Consider the following 14,672-nt stretch of genomic DNA (forward strand, 5'->3'; position numbering starts at 1 on the left):
ACAAACCTAATGTCGCCGATCAGACAAAGCCGACAGACGGTGTCGTGATGGCATCACTTGCACCGCTAGGTCGACCGCGACTATCAGCAGGACAACGGATCCGAAAACTGGAGACAATCGCACCCAGCTCCCAATCGAAAAATGTTGAAGCTTTCGATCCTGACCTGCCGCTGACGGCGATTAGAGCCTCGGCGGTCTTGAACCGCTCCCAAACGTTGGACCACCGGATGCTAGAGTTTTCCGGCTTCATTCAGGGAGGCGGGCTGGTTGCGCCTCCCGAATTCACCAACGAGATCGGCGCCTTGTTGCCGATCGCACCATGAGGTCTTTCCTCATTGTAGTATCTACGCCAATCCTCCATCTTTTCGCGGGCATCCGCAAGGGTCAGGAACCAATGCTGGTTCAGGCATTCTGCACGGAAGCGGCCATTGAACGCTTCGATGAAAGCATTATCAGTCGGCTTTGAACTCAATCAGAATGTTCGTGATTTGATGGATGTTGCGCGGTCCCGTCTTGAAGACACCAAGGGCGAACTCGATGAAGCCCTCGGCCGAACCGGAATAGGTCCCGTGATTGTCACGTGCATCGGGCCAGTAGGAACTGCGCAGCGCCCTTTCATCGGCGCGGTCTATCCCGCGGCAATACCGATAGAGGCAGTCGCGGAGCGCCTCGCGGTCGAGCAATTCGGTAATTTTTTTGTGTTTCATCGCTTGTCGCACATCTGATATCGGGGCGCTTACCCATCCAGTGACGCAGCCAGCTTTCAACTGCTCGGCTGACGTAAGGAAAAACCCTCCCTCTGCTTAGGCATGCATGTAAACAACTGCCCTTAGAAGTAGACATCAATGGGAGAGCTGCGGGTAAGGTGTTTGGACAGCGACGGCGCCGTCATGCACCAGTTGCGTTGCGTTTCAACCCCCACAATGTTGGTTGAACAAAAGGCGATCGAGCAACGCATCCGAAACGCAATCTATCTCCAGCGCACGTTCAGGGCAGGATCGAGCGCCTCGCGACGCGAACAGTTCGTCCCTCTCCTCGACATCGATTGCACCGGGCAGTATGTATCCCTCGTCGTCAAGATTGAATATTTCGGGCGCTTGGGCCCAGCATCTTGCATGACCTTGGCATTTGGAAGTGTGCACTATGACGCGCATACGGTACTCCATGTCTTTCCTCCTCTCAATTATCAGGACCAGTCCAGGATCAGATTCTCCATTCCAAACACGTGGCCCCCATAGGTGATGGGCGCCGTACCATCCTTGATACGGAAGTCAGGGATGCGCGACAGCCACTCCTCCAGGCCGATGACGATCTCTCGCCGGGCAAGGTGTGATCCAAGACAGCGATGGGGACCGTACGCAAAAGCGGTGTGGCGATTGTCTTCTCGTGCCAAATCGATCGTGTTCGGATTTTCGAATTCCACCGGATCACGATTGGCAATCATCGTGGCGCAGGAAATGTAGTCCCCCTTACGGATCGGCGCGCCTTCGAAATTGATATCTTTCGTCGCCACACGGATCATCTGCACGGTCGAATAGGCGCGAAGCAGTTCTTCGGCTGCGAGCACAATTCGATCCGGTTTGCTCCGCAGCAATTCCTGTTCTGTCGGATTGCGCGCGAGATAGGCCAGGTCAAAGCCGATCGCCGTTGCCACGGTGTCCAGTCCCGCGACGAATAGAAGCACGCCTATTCCATGGATTTCCTGGTCTCTCAACAGGCGGCCGTCGACCTTTGCCTGCACGACGAAGGTCATGAAATCGTCGGCCGGTTCTTTGCGGCGCATCGCTGCAAGTTCATCGATGAACGCCAAAATTGTTCGGGCGGCTGCGGTTCGTCTGATGCCGTCGCCGTGGAGCAGGTCCTTCCCCCAGCCCACGAATGTATTGAGGCGCTCATCGGATAAGCCGAGCAAACGGAGGAAGATACTAACCGCAAAAGGAAAGGCGAAGTCCGTCAAGATGTCGCAGCTTGTGCTCGACGCGGAAATCTTGGAAATCAACGCAATCGCCCGATCACGGACCGCCGGTTCAAGCTCCATTATCCGCCTGGGCGAAAGCAGCGGATTGAGAAGTGAGCGAAACACGCTGTGAGCCGGGGGGTCGAGTTCAAGCGGGATCAGCGGCCAGTTTTCGCCAAGCGCCGAGGCGAAAAGGCTCCGATGGCTGGAAAAGGTTCCGGTGTCCTGCAGCAATTTGCGTTGGTCCTGAGCGCGAACGATGACCCAGGTACCTCGGCCATCGCGCGTATTGCAGGGAGAATAAAAGATTCTCGGTCCATTATGGAGGCAAGCGACAGCTGCGTGCGGATCCCCATTTGGCATGCGCTCCATGCCGGGCGACGTGAACAGGCTGAAGTCCTTCACCATTTCGGGAGGGACATGTTCTGGAACCCTAATGGTAGCCACTGCTTTTCTCCTGTCATCAAAGCCCCTTCGCCGAGAACGAATTCTCCTCGGAGAGGGAGCGAGCAAAATCGTTGAGCGCCAGATTTCCAATCTCAGCAGCGCGAGGCGCCAATGACATGCGATGCAGCGATCAGATCGCCGTGCGGCTCGAAATCCACGCTGCTTTGTTGGCCGAAGTCGAAATTTCTTGGATGCCTCGCCCGCCCTTCCGGTCGACATCGGATTTTCACGGGTACCTCTCTTCCGGTAAATGCGTTCTGAGCACAGATGCATTTTGATTTCCTCCGCTCCATGGCGGTCACCAAAGAAACCGGCCGACAGTCCTTGCCGCCCCGCAAGAAGAACTTCAAAGTTCATGCCAATTTGATTGATTTGGCCGGAAAGAAATTTTTCAATTGCCTTTCAGCGCTTTGGCTCAAGGCAGAACTAAAGATTGGCTGATCAAGGCCGTGTCGCGTATCTAACAAAACCCGACATCAGGTGCCGGATGCCATCTATTCAGGTGCGACTTTTTTCCAGCCACCACAGCCGGGGGCCAGAGACAGCGCGACGAGTAACGAATGTCCTGATGTACTGCGATGCAGTGGGATAGCTTGAGGGTGGGTAGCTTTGAATTGTGGCATCGAGCTAGCGGCGGAATTCCGGGAACAGCTCGAAGCGTGCTACTCCTTTGTCCTGAATGTCAGTTCTACCAGCCCGACGACACCACCCTAAGAGTCGGCGGCAATCTGCCGATTGGGTGTTGCCTGACAGCAATGGGTATGGTGGCCTACCGTCCGCCGAGACGGAAGGCGATGGCCGCAGAAAGCCCGCTCAAGCGGCGGGCCGAAAATGCCGTCCGAAACAAATCCACAAACTACCCTGCCTGGCACGGCAAGAGCGTGGGTACGGAGATTTGATCTGGATCAAATCGCAATCCCGATGAAATTGATAGCCATCAAAGACGCGCTGGAAGAAATAGGGATAGCCGAAGTCGCAACGGCCGCGTGGTCGTCTCGGGCATGTCCGGCATAGGCGGTTTTCGAAGGGATCAGGACATGGACGTCGCACGCAGTGAGGTTCTCGTGATTGGCACTTCCGTCGCTTGCCGTTCCTGCCAGGCGCGGCACGGCGTCGTTTGCGGCGCCTTGTCGGCTGGCCAGCTTAGCGAACTTGGCCGCCACTCGCTGCGCCGCAAGGTCGACGCAGGCTGCGAGATCATTGCACAAGGATCGGAAAACTCTTTCTATTCGAACATCACGCGCGGCGTGGTGAAGCTCTGCAAGGTGATGTCGGACGGGCGCCAGCAGATCGTTGGCCTGCAATTCGCCCCCGATTTCGTCGGCCGCCCCTTCGTGCGCGAAAGCACGCTGTCGGCCGAGGCCGCGACCGATGCGGAGATCTGCGTGTTCCCCCGCAATTTGCTCGAACGCATGATATTGGAGACTAGGGAATTGCAGCGTAGCCTGCACGCTCAGGCGCTGAATGAGCTGGATGCCGCGCTCGAATGGATGCTGACGCTCGGCCGGCGGACCGCCGAGGAGAAGGTCGCAAGCCTGCTCCACCTCATTGCCGCCCACGCCGAGACGGCGACGAGCACTGCCTTCGATCTGCCGCTATCGCGTGCCGAGATTGCCGACTTTCTCGGGCTGACGATCGAAACCGTCAGCCGCCAGTTGACCCGGCTTCGCAAAGAGGGCGTCATCCGCATCGAGAACATCCGGCATATCACCGTGCCCGACATGGATGCGCTCGCAAAGAAAATCAGCGGGTAATTACCACCCGCGTATTGGAAAGGCCAGCCTGGCGCGCCAGCGTAAAGAACTAGGCGGCATTGTCGGGATGCAGACGGACGTGCCGGGCGCTACCACATCGAGCATTCCGGGCGAGAAAACTTCTAGTCCCGGAGCCGCCGGCTTGCAGCTCGGGATAGCCGCCGGGCAGGTGGGTGGCGTCGCCATCGGCGCCGGGCGCCCAGCAGGTCGCCAGCGAGCTGAGCGGTGAGCGGTGAGAGGAACAAAATATCAGCTCCGCGGCGACGTCAGCCGAGCAACAAATGCTCGTAGGCCAAAGGCTACATAGCGCGACCCGGGTGCCGGTCGGCATCAGCCGATCGATATTGGCGGCTGCGAGCTCTTCACGCCCCCAACCTGCGGATATCCGCCATCGTCGTCTTCTGTGACGAAATTATCGGAGCCGTTTGCGTTTCACCATTTTTCGATGCGCGGTCCGAGCCTGGCGCCCCCTTTTTGTCGGACCTCAAACTTTCTTGTGCAGTTTCAAACAAGAAAACGTGCGCGGGTAGACATACGCACGAGCAGAACCTCAAACCTCGTGACCCGCGCCTTCCCGCCGCGACCGGACTGGCGGGCAGTATGCTAAGGTTCTAAAAGGCGGCAGAGAAACCTTGATCGAGATGCGGTCGGAAGTAGCCGAAACAGCGCCCGGCCGTCAGCGCGGCACAACGGCTTCACAATTCGCTCGCCCGCACGAGCAGCGCACGAGTGCGGCGACGAAGGCCCTGTGCTGACCGCAAGTCCATCTCCTTCAGGCCAAATGGCATGACGCTTGCTTGCCCTGGCGTGTGGGCCGAGGTCGGATTCGTGTTAGCCGTGACTGAGAGGCCGCAAATAAATTTTCCTAGAGGAGCTTCATTGATGACCATGGAAAAGCAGGTCCCTATTGTCACCTTTCGCACGCGGGTTCGCGACGAGTCTATATCCGGTCCCAACCCCTACCGCTGGGAAGACAAGACGACCGACGACTATTTCAGCGGTAAGCGGGTAATCCTTTTTTCGCTGCCGGGCGCCTTCACGCCAATCTGCTCCACCTTCCAACTGCCTGATTTCGAAAGTCTTTATGTCGAGTTTAAGAAGAATGGCATTGACGACATCTACTGTCTCTCCGTCAACGATGCCTTCGTCATGAATGCTTGGGGCAAGTCTCAGGGGTTGAAAAATGTCAAGCTTATCCCGGACGGTTCGGGAGAATTCACTCGGAAAATGGGTATGCTCGTCGCCAAGGACAATCTCGGTTTCGGTCTGCGCTCCTGGCGCTACGCTGCCGTGATCAATAATGGCGTCGTGGAGGGGTGGTTCGAGGAAGAAGGCTTTGGCGACAACTGCGCAACCGATCCGTATGGCGTTTCTTCGCCGCAAAACATTTTGAAATGCCTTAAGGCCCCAGCCTTCGTATGAGCATTGAAGCCAACGACCAGCAGCTACGACTTGTCGTGCACACCTGCGCCGAACGATAGGAGTTTTGCTCGAACCATGAAGTCCTTTACAAGCCTTCATCAGCGTCAGCAGCAATCGCTGGTTATTACGCCCCAGCTCATCGCGTCTATTCGCTTGCTGCAGCTGGCGCACACCGAACTGAATCAGTTCGTGGAACAGGAAATCGAGAAGAACCCATTTCTCGACCTGGCGTCGAATGACGGCGGGGCTTCTGGCGTATCGCCAACTGCGGCGGATGATCCAAATATCAGCGCACGCGAAGACCACGTTGATGGACCGGCCAGGACGGACATGCCTGAGCTGTCTAGTCCCTGGAAATCAATCCGTGACACAGGCAACCTTTCGCCGGGGGAAAGGCCTTCCCTGGATGAGTTCGCCGCCTCAACTGAGACATTGCACGAACATGTCGCCCATCAGATCGCCCTCACTGCCTTCACACCCCAGGAGCGGCTGATTGCTGGCGCGCTTGCCGACCATCTGGATGACACTGGGTATCTGCAAGTGAACCTTCTGGAGCTAGCAGAGAGGCTAAATAGCCCTGAGGCTGGAGTGAAGCGGGTTCTTGAGGCTTTGCAGCTATTTGACCCGCCGGGCATATTTGCGCGAAGTCTGGGCGAATGCCTCGAGATTCAGTTGCGCCAACGAGACCGGTTCGACCCGGCCATGGCAGCTCTGGTCGCAAATCTCGAGTTGCTTGCGCGACGCGATTTTCGAGCACTGAAGCGACGTTGCCGGGTCGATGAAGACGACCTTCTCGATATGTTGAACGAAATTCGTGCACTTGACCCAAAGCCTGGAAACCAGTTCCAGTCCGCAAGGTCGGAATCCATCATACCCGACGTCTTCGTCCTACCCTCGCCGGGAGGCGGATGGCACGTCGAGCTTAATCGGGAGATTTTGCCCAAGGTACTGATCAACCAAACCTATTTTGCGCAAGTTACTCGCCTAACCGCCCAAAGCTCGAAAGATCAGTCATTCCTGAACGAATGCTTCCAGCGCGCGAGCTGGTTGGTTCGGAGTCTCGATCAGCGCGCCACGACGATCCTTAAGGTGGCGACCGAAATCGTGCGCCACCAGGATGTCTTTTTGGAAGATGGCATTGCTCATCTTCGCCCTCTCAATCTTAAGACCATCGCTGACGCGATCGACATGCACGAGTCCACTGTAAGTCGGGTAACGTCGAACAAATACATTCTCACGCCCCGCGGCGTGTTCGAGCTCAAGTATTTTTTCACCGTCGCGATCCCGTCCTCACAAGGCGGTGACGCGCACTCGGCCGAAGCTGTGCGCCATCAGATAAGGGCACTTATTGCCGCAGAGACGCTCCATGATGTGCTGTCCGACGATGGCATCGTTGCCAAGCTCAAGGAAACAGGCGTCGACATTGCTCGCCGCACAGTCGCCAAATATCGCGAGGCGATGAACATCCCCTCGTCCGCGCAACGACGGCGGGAGAAACGGTTTGTACTGGCGGCCGCGGAGGGATAAGTCCTTTGTACCGTAGGTGATGCCCTTTTCCCAAAAACCGCGGAACTGAGGCACATGTGACATTGTGCTTAGTCCTCTCCATGGAGGATCGACTTCATATGGGCTGGCGACCGCAGCCTCGTCACGGGAGCTTCAAAAGTTGTTCCGGCCGCTTAAGCTAACGTTCTAGAAAAGATTAGATGTCTGTTCCATAGCCCAAGCGCTTAGGGGCTAAGCGGTTAATCACGAAACTCGTGCAGAATTTTTATGTCGCGCAAGCGACAAATCTAGAAGCAGTTGTCGCCTCCCATTCATTTTCGCCGAACCGCTGGGATTTCGGTGCGGCGGCAACGAGAGCCTCAACCGAAAATGATAGACGGAGATACGCGGGCAGACGTTCTGGAGTTGGCGCGCTTTCGAGATCTCCGATGTTCGACGACGCAGGAATACAACACGCGGGCTGATCGAACTCTTGGCCTTCCTTACCGCTTGGCACGACGCATGCACGGTAATCCGAAAATGCGCCATCGAACAAAAAGGAATCATCCCATGATCAAGCTCACAGAGAATGCCGCCGCCATCATGAACGTAACGCTTTCCCGAGCCGAGCAGGCGGAAGGCTTTCGCATCGCGGTCGAGGCAGGTGGATGCGCCGGCTACAAATACCTGGTGGGGCTAGAAAGCGTCCAGGGCGAGGGCGACGCGGTGATCGAAACAAATGGGGTCAAGGTGTTCGTTGACGCAGACTCCCAAGCACACATCAACGGCATGACGATCGACTTCGTGACGGGACCAGAAACCTCCGGTTTTGTCTTCGACAATCCCAATGCGCACCAGAACTGCACTTGCGGCAAATCCTTCGGCTGATCACCGAGAAAGCGAGAGAGCCATGCGGAATTATTGCGAAAAGGTCATGGTTTCCTTTTTCAATCCGAAGAACGACGGCGTGCAGGAAAATCCCCTCAGCGAGACCGCGGCAGTTTCCTACGGTAGAGGGCCTGAATTGATAATTGGAGTCGATCCAACGGTGGAAGCGTTTCTGGTGACGCCGTCGTCCTTGCGTTCCAACCCAGCGACCGCCTTCTCGCCAGCGCTGGCCGAACTCATAACCCTAAAGCCCGCCGAAGCGCCTCAAACCGTCCGTCAGGAGACAGCAGGCTTTTTAAGCGGTTTGCTGCCGGAGAAAAAGGTCTGCTCATCAACGGATTATCCTGAGGCAGCAAAATTTTTTGGCGGGCATCCGGGCCAGGATTCCAAAGGAGACGCTCCCTCTGCAAGCAGTTCCGCGCCGAGGAAAGGTGAGCGAAGACGCGTGCGTGTCAAGAGGCTTGATTTCATGACCAAGTCGCTCACTTCGCTAGATCTGGCAGTAGACGGACGACACTCGTTCAAGCCGTCGAAGACGTGTCAGCGGTTTATACAGTACTGGTCGTCGAAAGCCTCGCTCCGGCAGAGGAGGACGATCAGACCGTCACAACAGAAATCTGAGGCCTGGAGAAATTGGCAGGGTCGAAATCGATGTTGTAGCCGGCAATCGCGTAGGACAGGGTCTAAAAATCGCCGCAGCCTGCAACAGTTCAGTTCTCAGCGACAAGCTAAGCTGGCGACCCATCTAGTTAAGCAGCCGCGGCGAATCCAACCGTTGGAAAAGGCGCGAGCGCACAACGTTCTTCCCTTCCTACTGATGGCGGCGATGCGACGTTATCGATGCCAACAAGATCGCGTGACGCGCCATCGCACGACTCCACCCCGCGCTGCTTGCCCGAGGTTAGCAAACAACAGCATGTGCAAGACGCCGCAGCATTGTCACCGCTTCCCCTCAGTCGAGATCCACCCATGAGAGCGATCTATCTCGACAATAATGCAACGACCAGAGTCGATCCTGAAGTGGTTGAAGCCATGCTGCCGTTCTTTGCGGATCAGTTTGGAAACCCTTCGTCGACGCACGCTTTTGGCTCCTCCATCCGCGAGGCGGTGAGGAAGGCGCGCCGGCAATTGCAAGCGCTGATCGGCGCCGAGTTCGATCATGAGATCGTGTTCACCTCGGGGGGGACGGAAAGCGACAATGCGGCGATCCTTTCGGCGCTGGAGGTGATGCCTGAGCGCACAGAGATCGTGACTTCCGCAGTCGAGCATTCAGCGGTGCTGACACTCTGCGGCCATCTGGAGAAGACGCGCGGCATTAAGGTACACAGGATCCCAGTGGATCGACATGGACGTCTCGATCTTGACGCCTATGAGACCGCCCTCACTCATCGTGTAGCGATTGCTTCGATCATGTGGGCGAACAACGAGACGGGAACCATTTTCCCGGTCGCTAAGCTTGCCGAGATGGCCAAGAGAATCGGTGCACTTTTCCACACCGACGCGGTCCAGGCGGTCGGCAAGGTTCCAATGGACCTCCAACCTACTGCAATCGACATGCTTTCGTTGTCCGGACACAAATTCCATGGACCAAAAGGCATTGGTGCACTCTATCTCAGGCGGGGCTTATCTTTCTCCTCACTGATCAAGGGAGGTCATCAGGAGCGCGACCGACGCGCAGGGACAGAAAATACGGCCGGGATTGTCGGTTTAGGCAAGGCTGCCGAACTCGCCCTGAAATCAATAGACGACGAGAGCACCCGATTAAAGTCGCTCCGAGATCGATTGGAGAACGGCATTGTCCAGCGTGTTCCAGGCGCCTTCGTAACCGGCGATAGGCTTAAGAGGTTGCCGAACACGGCGAACATCGCCTTTCAACGTGTCGAAGGAGACAGTATGCTCCTTCTTCTCAACCGCTATGGCATCGCCTGCTCTTCCGGCTCTGCTTGCTCCTCCGGTTCGCTGGAGCCGAGCCATGTCTTGAGGGCAATGGATATCCCTCATGCTATGGCGCACGGAACAATCCGCTTCTCGTTCTCGCGCGATAACTGTGACGAGGATGTCGACCGGGTGCTCGAAGTTTTACCGGGCATCGTTGAAAGGCTCCGGAGCCAATCCCGTTCCGGCCACGTGGCCGACACGAGCAGCCGGGTTCGTTCAGGGGAGTAGGAGCAGGCACGCTCATGAAACGGCAATTCCTTTTCACCGATACGACCTGCATGACGGCACCGGCATCGTATGAACGATCAGGTAAAAGCCGGGGCTCTCAGTCACATAGATCGCCGGTTCACCGCCCATGCGTGTTCATGGAGGGGGCCCAGCGCCATATCATCTTAATCAATCTCTCGACACCATCGGTGGATCGCATCCGACCACCAGCCTATGCCGACTCCAGTTGCAACGCGACTGCCTTGCGCCTAGCCGCGTCGAACCACGCATTCCGTACGTTGCAGCTTAAGCTACGGGAGAACGATCTCGCGATCACCGCTCACGACCAGGGGGAATCTTATGTGCCGTTGCTCCGCTGACAGCAGTCCCGTCGATGTCAAAGACATCCTCAATCGGCTGAAATCTCTCTCGGCTGCGGAGGAGTTCTTCGAAGCCCTAGGGGTCCCCTATGACCCGAAGGTTCTCGATGTCTCACGACTCCATATCATGAAGCGTATGGGCCAATACCTCGCGGCAGAGGACTTCTCCCATCTCCCAGACCGGGTAATCGCTGCTCGTGCCCGTGCCATACTGGAAAGGGCCTACTGTGATTTCGCGACCTCCGCGCCGCTCTCGCACCGGGTCTTCAAGGTGCTCAAGGACCACAATCCGAACAGACCTGTCACACCCGGCCGCACCGTTGTCCCGTTAGACTCTTTCCTGAAGCCGTTCGAAAAGAAGTGAGCACGGTTGCGACACGACAATGTCGGGAAGCTTACAATTCAGTCATATGCTAGCAACGTCGGAATCGAAGCCATTTCAATGTGATAGAGAACGCCAAACGGTTGGCACGAATGATGCACGCAAGCATGTGTACTGACAAGCCCGCCACCCATAGAGGGAGGGAGTAAGAAACCGCCATGCACATAGTTATCTGTATCAAACAGGTACCGGACTCCGCACAAATACGAGTGCATCCGGTGACGAACACAATCATGCGTCAGGGAGTGCCAACCATCATCAACCCCTATGATCTGTTCGCCCTTGAAGAGGCGCTCCAGTTGCGCGACCGCCATGGCGGCGAGGTGACCGTGCTCACCATGGGGCCGCCCATGGCAGAGGACGCGTTGCGCAAGGCGCTCACCTACGGCGCCGACCGCGCCGTACTCTTGACCGACCGTCATTTTGCCGGCTCCGACACTCTGGCGACCTCGTTTGCTCTTTCGCGAGCCATCGCGAAGATCGGAGAGGCCTTCGGTACGCCCGATATCGTCTTTACGGGCAAACAGACCATCGACGGCGATACCGCCCAGGTTGGGCCTGGCATCGCCAAGCGCCTCGACCTCCTGCAGCTCACCTACGTTGCCAAAATCGTCTCTGTCGACATCAATGGGCGCGAGATTACGGTGGAGCGCCGCTCGGAAGGGGGCACGCAGACGCTGATGAGCAAGCTCCCTTGCCTAATTACAATGCTCGAAGGCACAAACGAAATCCGCCGCGGCTCGCTCGATGACGCGCTACGGGCCGCGCGCAGCCAGATCGTGAAGTGGAATGCGGCCGACGCTGGCATAGAGGACCTCACCAAGTGCGGCCTGCGTGGCTCGCCAACCGTCGTTAAGAGGGTCTTTGCCCCTCCTGAGCGGGCGGAAAAGGCGGAGCAGATCGACACCGCGGAAAAAACACCGCGCGATCTCGCGGAGGAGTTGATCGCTGGGATCTTTTTGCGCCAGCCGGCGCTCGAAAGCGAACTCGCCTTTGACGGCGAATGAAGGCAAGGAGCGACGATGTTGAGCACGAATCGAGAGAGCCCTCCTCCAGCCGCTGGCCGTGCCGCCATGAAGAAAGAGCTGCCCGATCAGTTTAAGGACCATCGGCACGTTTGGGTCTTCATGGAGCTGGAGCGCGATCAGGTGCATCCCGTCTCCTTCGAGCTGCTCGGCGAAGGCCGCAAGCTCGCCGACAAGCTGGGCGTCCAGCTTGCCGGCGTCGTTCTCGGACCACCGGGAGAGGCCACGTGGTTTGCCATCGCCGAGGCTTTTGCTTATGGCGCCGACCTGGCCTACCTCGTCGAGGCCCCACTGCTCGCCGACTACCGAAATGAGCCTTTCACCAAAGCATTGACGGATCTGGTTACTAACTACAAACCGGAAATCCTTCTTTTAGGGGCAACGACGCTCGGGCGCGACCTTGCCGGTTCCGTGGCGACGACCTTGTTGACAGGGCTCACGGCGGATTGCACCGAACTTGATGTGGATGCGGACGGCTCGCTTGCGGCGACCCGGCCGACTTTCGGCGGCTCCTTGCTTTGCACGATCTACACGCTCAACTGCCGGCCGCAGATGGCAACGGTCCGGCCGAGGGTCATGGCCATGCCTCCGCGCGGGAATAATAAGATCGGACGCGTCATTCAACACAAAGTGTCGATGATCGAGGAAGAGATCGTCACTAAGGTCCTCGGTTTCTTGTCCGATGGCCAGTCGGCGACGGCGAATCTCGCCTATGCGGACGTCGTGGTTGCTGGAGGCCTCGGTCTCGGCGCGGTGGAGAACGTGAAGCTTATGAAGAAACTCGCGCGGACGATCGGGGCCGATTATGGCTGTTCGCGCCCCCTCGTCCAAAAGGGCTGGATGCCTGCTGATCGGCAGATCGGCCAAACTGGCAAAACTATCCGGCCGAAGCTTTACATAGCAGCCGGCATTTCCGGCGCCATCCAGCATCGCGTTGGCGTCGAGGGAGCTGATCTTATTTTAGCCATTAACACCGATCCTAACGCGCCGATTTTTGATTTCGCCCACCTCGGCGTCGTCACCGATGCGATCCGTTTACTGCCGTCATTAACGGAACTCTTCACCCATCGACTGTCGCCGCACAGTCGCGATAAGCTTGCAAACTGAGGGCGCCCCATGACTGAGGAAAACTTCGACGCCATAGTTATCGGGGCCGGCATGGCCGGAAACGCAGCTGCTTACACGATGTCGAACCGCGGCATGAAGGTGCTGCAGTTGGAGCGTGGCGAGTATCCGGGCTCCAAGAATGTGCAGGGCGCCATCATGTACGCGGACATGCTGGAGAAAATCCTGCCGGATTTCCGGGATGATGCGCCTCTGGAGCGGCACTTAGTCGAGCAGCGCTTCTGGATGATGGACGACTCGTCCCACATCGGTATGCAATACCGGTCGGACGACTTCAACGAGTCGAGACACAATCGCTACACGGTCATTCGCGCCCAATTCGACAAATGGTTTTCACGCAAGGTGCGCGAGGCCGGAGCGACGCTTCTATGCGAGACGACCGTGACGGAACTCGTTCGTGATCCAAAGGGCAAGGTGATTGGCGTTCGCACCGACCGCGCCGGCGACGTGATTCTTGCTGACGTGGTCGTTCTCGCAGAGGGCGTCAATGGGCTGCTCGGCACGCGTGCTGGATTGCGTGACACGCCAAAACCGGAAACTGTCGCGCTCGCCGTCAAGGAAATGCATTTCCTGGCCGAAGAGGTAATTGACCAGCGGTTCGGCCTCCAGGCCAATGAAGGCTGCGTCATCGAGGCAGTTGGCACGATCTCTCGCAACATGGCCGGGCTTGCCTTCCTCTACACCAACAAAGAATCGATCTCGATCGGCATTGGCTGCCTTGTCTCCGAATTCGCGGCAACAATGGAAAGTCCTTATGATCTGCTCGAAAAATTCAAAAGCCATCCGTCGGTAAAGCCGCTGATCGCAGGAGCGGAAGTCAAGGAATATGCGGCGCATCTCATTCCAGAAGGTGGTTACAAGGCAATTCCGCAGCTTTTTGGTGACGGCTGGGTCGTCGTCGGCGACGCGGCACAACTTAATAATGCGGTGCACCGCGAGGGGTCCAACCTCGCCATGACGTCGGGGCGCATCGCCGGCGAAGCAATCGTCCAGATCAAGAATCGCAAAAAGCCGATGGTCAAGGAGAACCTCTCCCTTTACAAGTCGATGCTTGAAAAGTCGTTCGTTATCAAAGACTTGCGGAAATACAAGGACATGCCTGCCCTGCTGCACACCAATTCCCGCAATTTCTTCACGACTTATCCAAGGTTGCTGTCGCAGGCCGCACAGAACTTTGTGCGAGTCGATGGCACCCCGAAGATCGACAAGGAACGGGCGACCACGGGCACCTTCATCAAGGCACGCTCCCGCTGGGGGCTGTTTGGTGACGCGGTTCGCTTGGCGCGCGCGTGGCGATAAAGGAGAGATGAGATGACGGTTGCAGTGACGAACATACGCGTAGAGGACAAGCTTTACCAAAATCGATACGTGGTCGATGCCGGACGCCCGCATATTAGGGTGCGTCCACACGATTGGCCAAGCGTAAATCTGTATGCCCTCACAAGTGTCTGTCCGGCCAAGTGCTACGAATTGAATGACCAGGGCCAAGTGGAGGTTATCGCCGACGGGTGCATGGAGTGCGGCACGTGCCGCGTACTCTGCGAGGCAAGTGGAGATATCGAGTGGAACTATCCGAGAGGCGGTTTCGGCGTTCTCTTCAAGTTCGGATAAAGGTTTGCAACTCCACGATTCAGAACCAACTTGGGTTTGCAGACGGGCGCA

The 14,672-nt window shown here is 57.2% G+C and carries 14 protein-coding genes and 4 pseudogenes; 12 read left to right on the forward strand and 6 right to left on the reverse strand.

Going from position 1 to position 14,672, the window contains the following annotated elements:
• The coding region (locus CO671_RS34040) for a hypothetical protein (RefSeq protein WP_210201926.1) at positions 1–323 on the forward strand (323 nt) is incomplete at its 5' end.
• Here the strand turns inward: CO671_RS34040 and CO671_RS30075 are convergent.
• From CO671_RS30075 to CO671_RS30090, 4 genes and pseudogenes are all read right to left on the reverse strand, one after another.
• Positions 251–463: pseudogene (locus tag CO671_RS30075) on the reverse strand (transposase); the annotation flags it as partial. The gene CO671_RS34040 and the pseudogene CO671_RS30075 sit on opposite strands and share 73 nt — an antisense overlap.
• A gap of 1 nt (position 464) precedes the next feature.
• Positions 465–707: pseudogene (locus CO671_RS30080) on the reverse strand (nuclear transport factor 2 family protein); the annotation flags it as partial.
• Between the two features lie 204 nt (positions 708–911).
• On the reverse strand, positions 912–1,166 hold the full coding sequence (locus CO671_RS30085; protein ID WP_004678571.1) for a ferredoxin: 255 nt from the start codon (positions 1,164–1,166) through the stop codon (positions 912–914).
• Positions 1,167–1,186: 20 nt separating this feature from the next.
• Complete coding sequence (locus CO671_RS30090; RefSeq protein ID WP_010009913.1) at positions 1,187–2,365, reverse strand: cytochrome P450; 1,179 nt, start codon at positions 2,363–2,365, stop codon at positions 1,187–1,189.
• 306 nt (positions 2,366–2,671) lie between these two features.
• On the opposite strand from CO671_RS30090, the gene CO671_RS33925 reads away from it, so the two are divergent.
• Both CO671_RS33925 and CO671_RS30095 read left to right on the forward strand, forming a co-directional pair.
• Positions 2,672–2,845, forward strand: a complete 174-nt coding sequence (locus CO671_RS33925; protein WP_010009909.1) for a hypothetical protein — start codon at positions 2,672–2,674, stop codon at positions 2,843–2,845.
• Positions 2,846–3,441: 596 nt separating this feature from the next.
• On the forward strand, positions 3,442–4,158 hold the full coding sequence (locus CO671_RS30095) for a Crp/Fnr family transcriptional regulator (protein ID WP_097608937.1): 717 nt from the start codon (positions 3,442–3,444) through the stop codon (positions 4,156–4,158).
• On the opposite strand, the pseudogene CO671_RS33505 reads toward CO671_RS30095, so the two are convergent.
• A pseudogene (locus tag CO671_RS33505) lies at positions 4,148–4,237 on the reverse strand (L,D-transpeptidase); the annotation flags it as partial. The gene CO671_RS30095 and the pseudogene CO671_RS33505 sit on opposite strands and share 11 nt — an antisense overlap.
• Before the next feature lie 57 nt (positions 4,238–4,294).
• A pseudogene (locus CO671_RS34365) lies at positions 4,295–4,513 on the reverse strand (cobyrinic acid a,c-diamide synthase); the annotation flags it as partial.
• A 527-nt stretch (positions 4,514–5,040) separates the two neighbouring features.
• Here CO671_RS34365 and CO671_RS30100 point away from each other — a divergent pair.
• The 9 genes from CO671_RS30100 to CO671_RS30150 all read left to right on the forward strand — a co-directional run bounded on the left by CO671_RS30100 (position 5,041) and on the right by CO671_RS30150 (position 14,621).
• A complete protein-coding gene (locus tag CO671_RS30100; protein ID WP_004678566.1) occupies positions 5,041–5,580 on the forward strand; it encodes a peroxiredoxin in 540 nt (179 codons plus the stop codon).
• 75 nt (positions 5,581–5,655) lie between these two features.
• Positions 5,656–7,107 (forward strand): RNA polymerase factor sigma-54, encoded by a 1,452-nt coding sequence (gene rpoN, locus CO671_RS30105; protein WP_097608935.1) that lies wholly within the window; start codon positions 5,656–5,658, stop codon positions 7,105–7,107.
• A 528-nt stretch (positions 7,108–7,635) separates the two neighbouring features.
• A complete protein-coding gene (locus tag CO671_RS30115; RefSeq protein ID WP_004678546.1) occupies positions 7,636–7,953 on the forward strand; it encodes an iron-sulfur cluster assembly accessory protein in 318 nt (105 codons plus the stop codon).
• Between the two features lie 969 nt (positions 7,954–8,922).
• Positions 8,923–10,119 carry a cysteine desulfurase NifS gene (gene nifS / locus CO671_RS30125; protein ID WP_004678544.1) on the forward strand — a complete coding sequence of 399 codons (1,197 nt, stop codon included), beginning with the start codon at positions 8,923–8,925 and terminating at the stop codon, positions 10,117–10,119.
• Positions 10,120–10,458: 339 nt separating this feature from the next.
• Complete coding sequence (nifW, locus tag CO671_RS30130) at positions 10,459–10,842, forward strand: nitrogenase stabilizing/protective protein NifW (protein ID WP_004678534.1); 384 nt, start codon at positions 10,459–10,461, stop codon at positions 10,840–10,842.
• Between the two features lie 176 nt (positions 10,843–11,018).
• The gene (locus CO671_RS30135; protein ID WP_004678528.1) at positions 11,019–11,867 is read left to right on the forward strand and encodes an electron transfer flavoprotein subunit beta/FixA family protein; all 849 of its coding nucleotides are present in this window, start codon (positions 11,019–11,021) and stop codon (positions 11,865–11,867) included.
• A gap of 15 nt (positions 11,868–11,882) precedes the next feature.
• Positions 11,883–12,992 carry an electron transfer flavoprotein subunit alpha/FixB family protein gene (locus tag CO671_RS30140; RefSeq protein ID WP_008536549.1) on the forward strand — a complete coding sequence of 370 codons (1,110 nt, stop codon included), beginning with the start codon at positions 11,883–11,885 and terminating at the stop codon, positions 12,990–12,992.
• Positions 12,993–13,001: 9 nt separating this feature from the next.
• On the forward strand, positions 13,002–14,309 hold the full coding sequence (locus tag CO671_RS30145) for an FAD-binding protein (RefSeq protein WP_008536548.1): 1,308 nt from the start codon (positions 13,002–13,004) through the stop codon (positions 14,307–14,309).
• 12 nt (positions 14,310–14,321) lie between these two features.
• Positions 14,322–14,621 (forward strand): ferredoxin family protein, encoded by a 300-nt coding sequence (locus tag CO671_RS30150; RefSeq protein WP_004678523.1) that lies wholly within the window; start codon positions 14,322–14,324, stop codon positions 14,619–14,621.
• The last annotated feature ends 51 nt before the right edge of the window (positions 14,622–14,672 follow it).

Source organism: Rhizobium sp. M10 (assembly GCF_002531955.1).
GTDB lineage: Bacteria > Pseudomonadota > Alphaproteobacteria > Rhizobiales > Rhizobiaceae > Rhizobium > Rhizobium etli_C.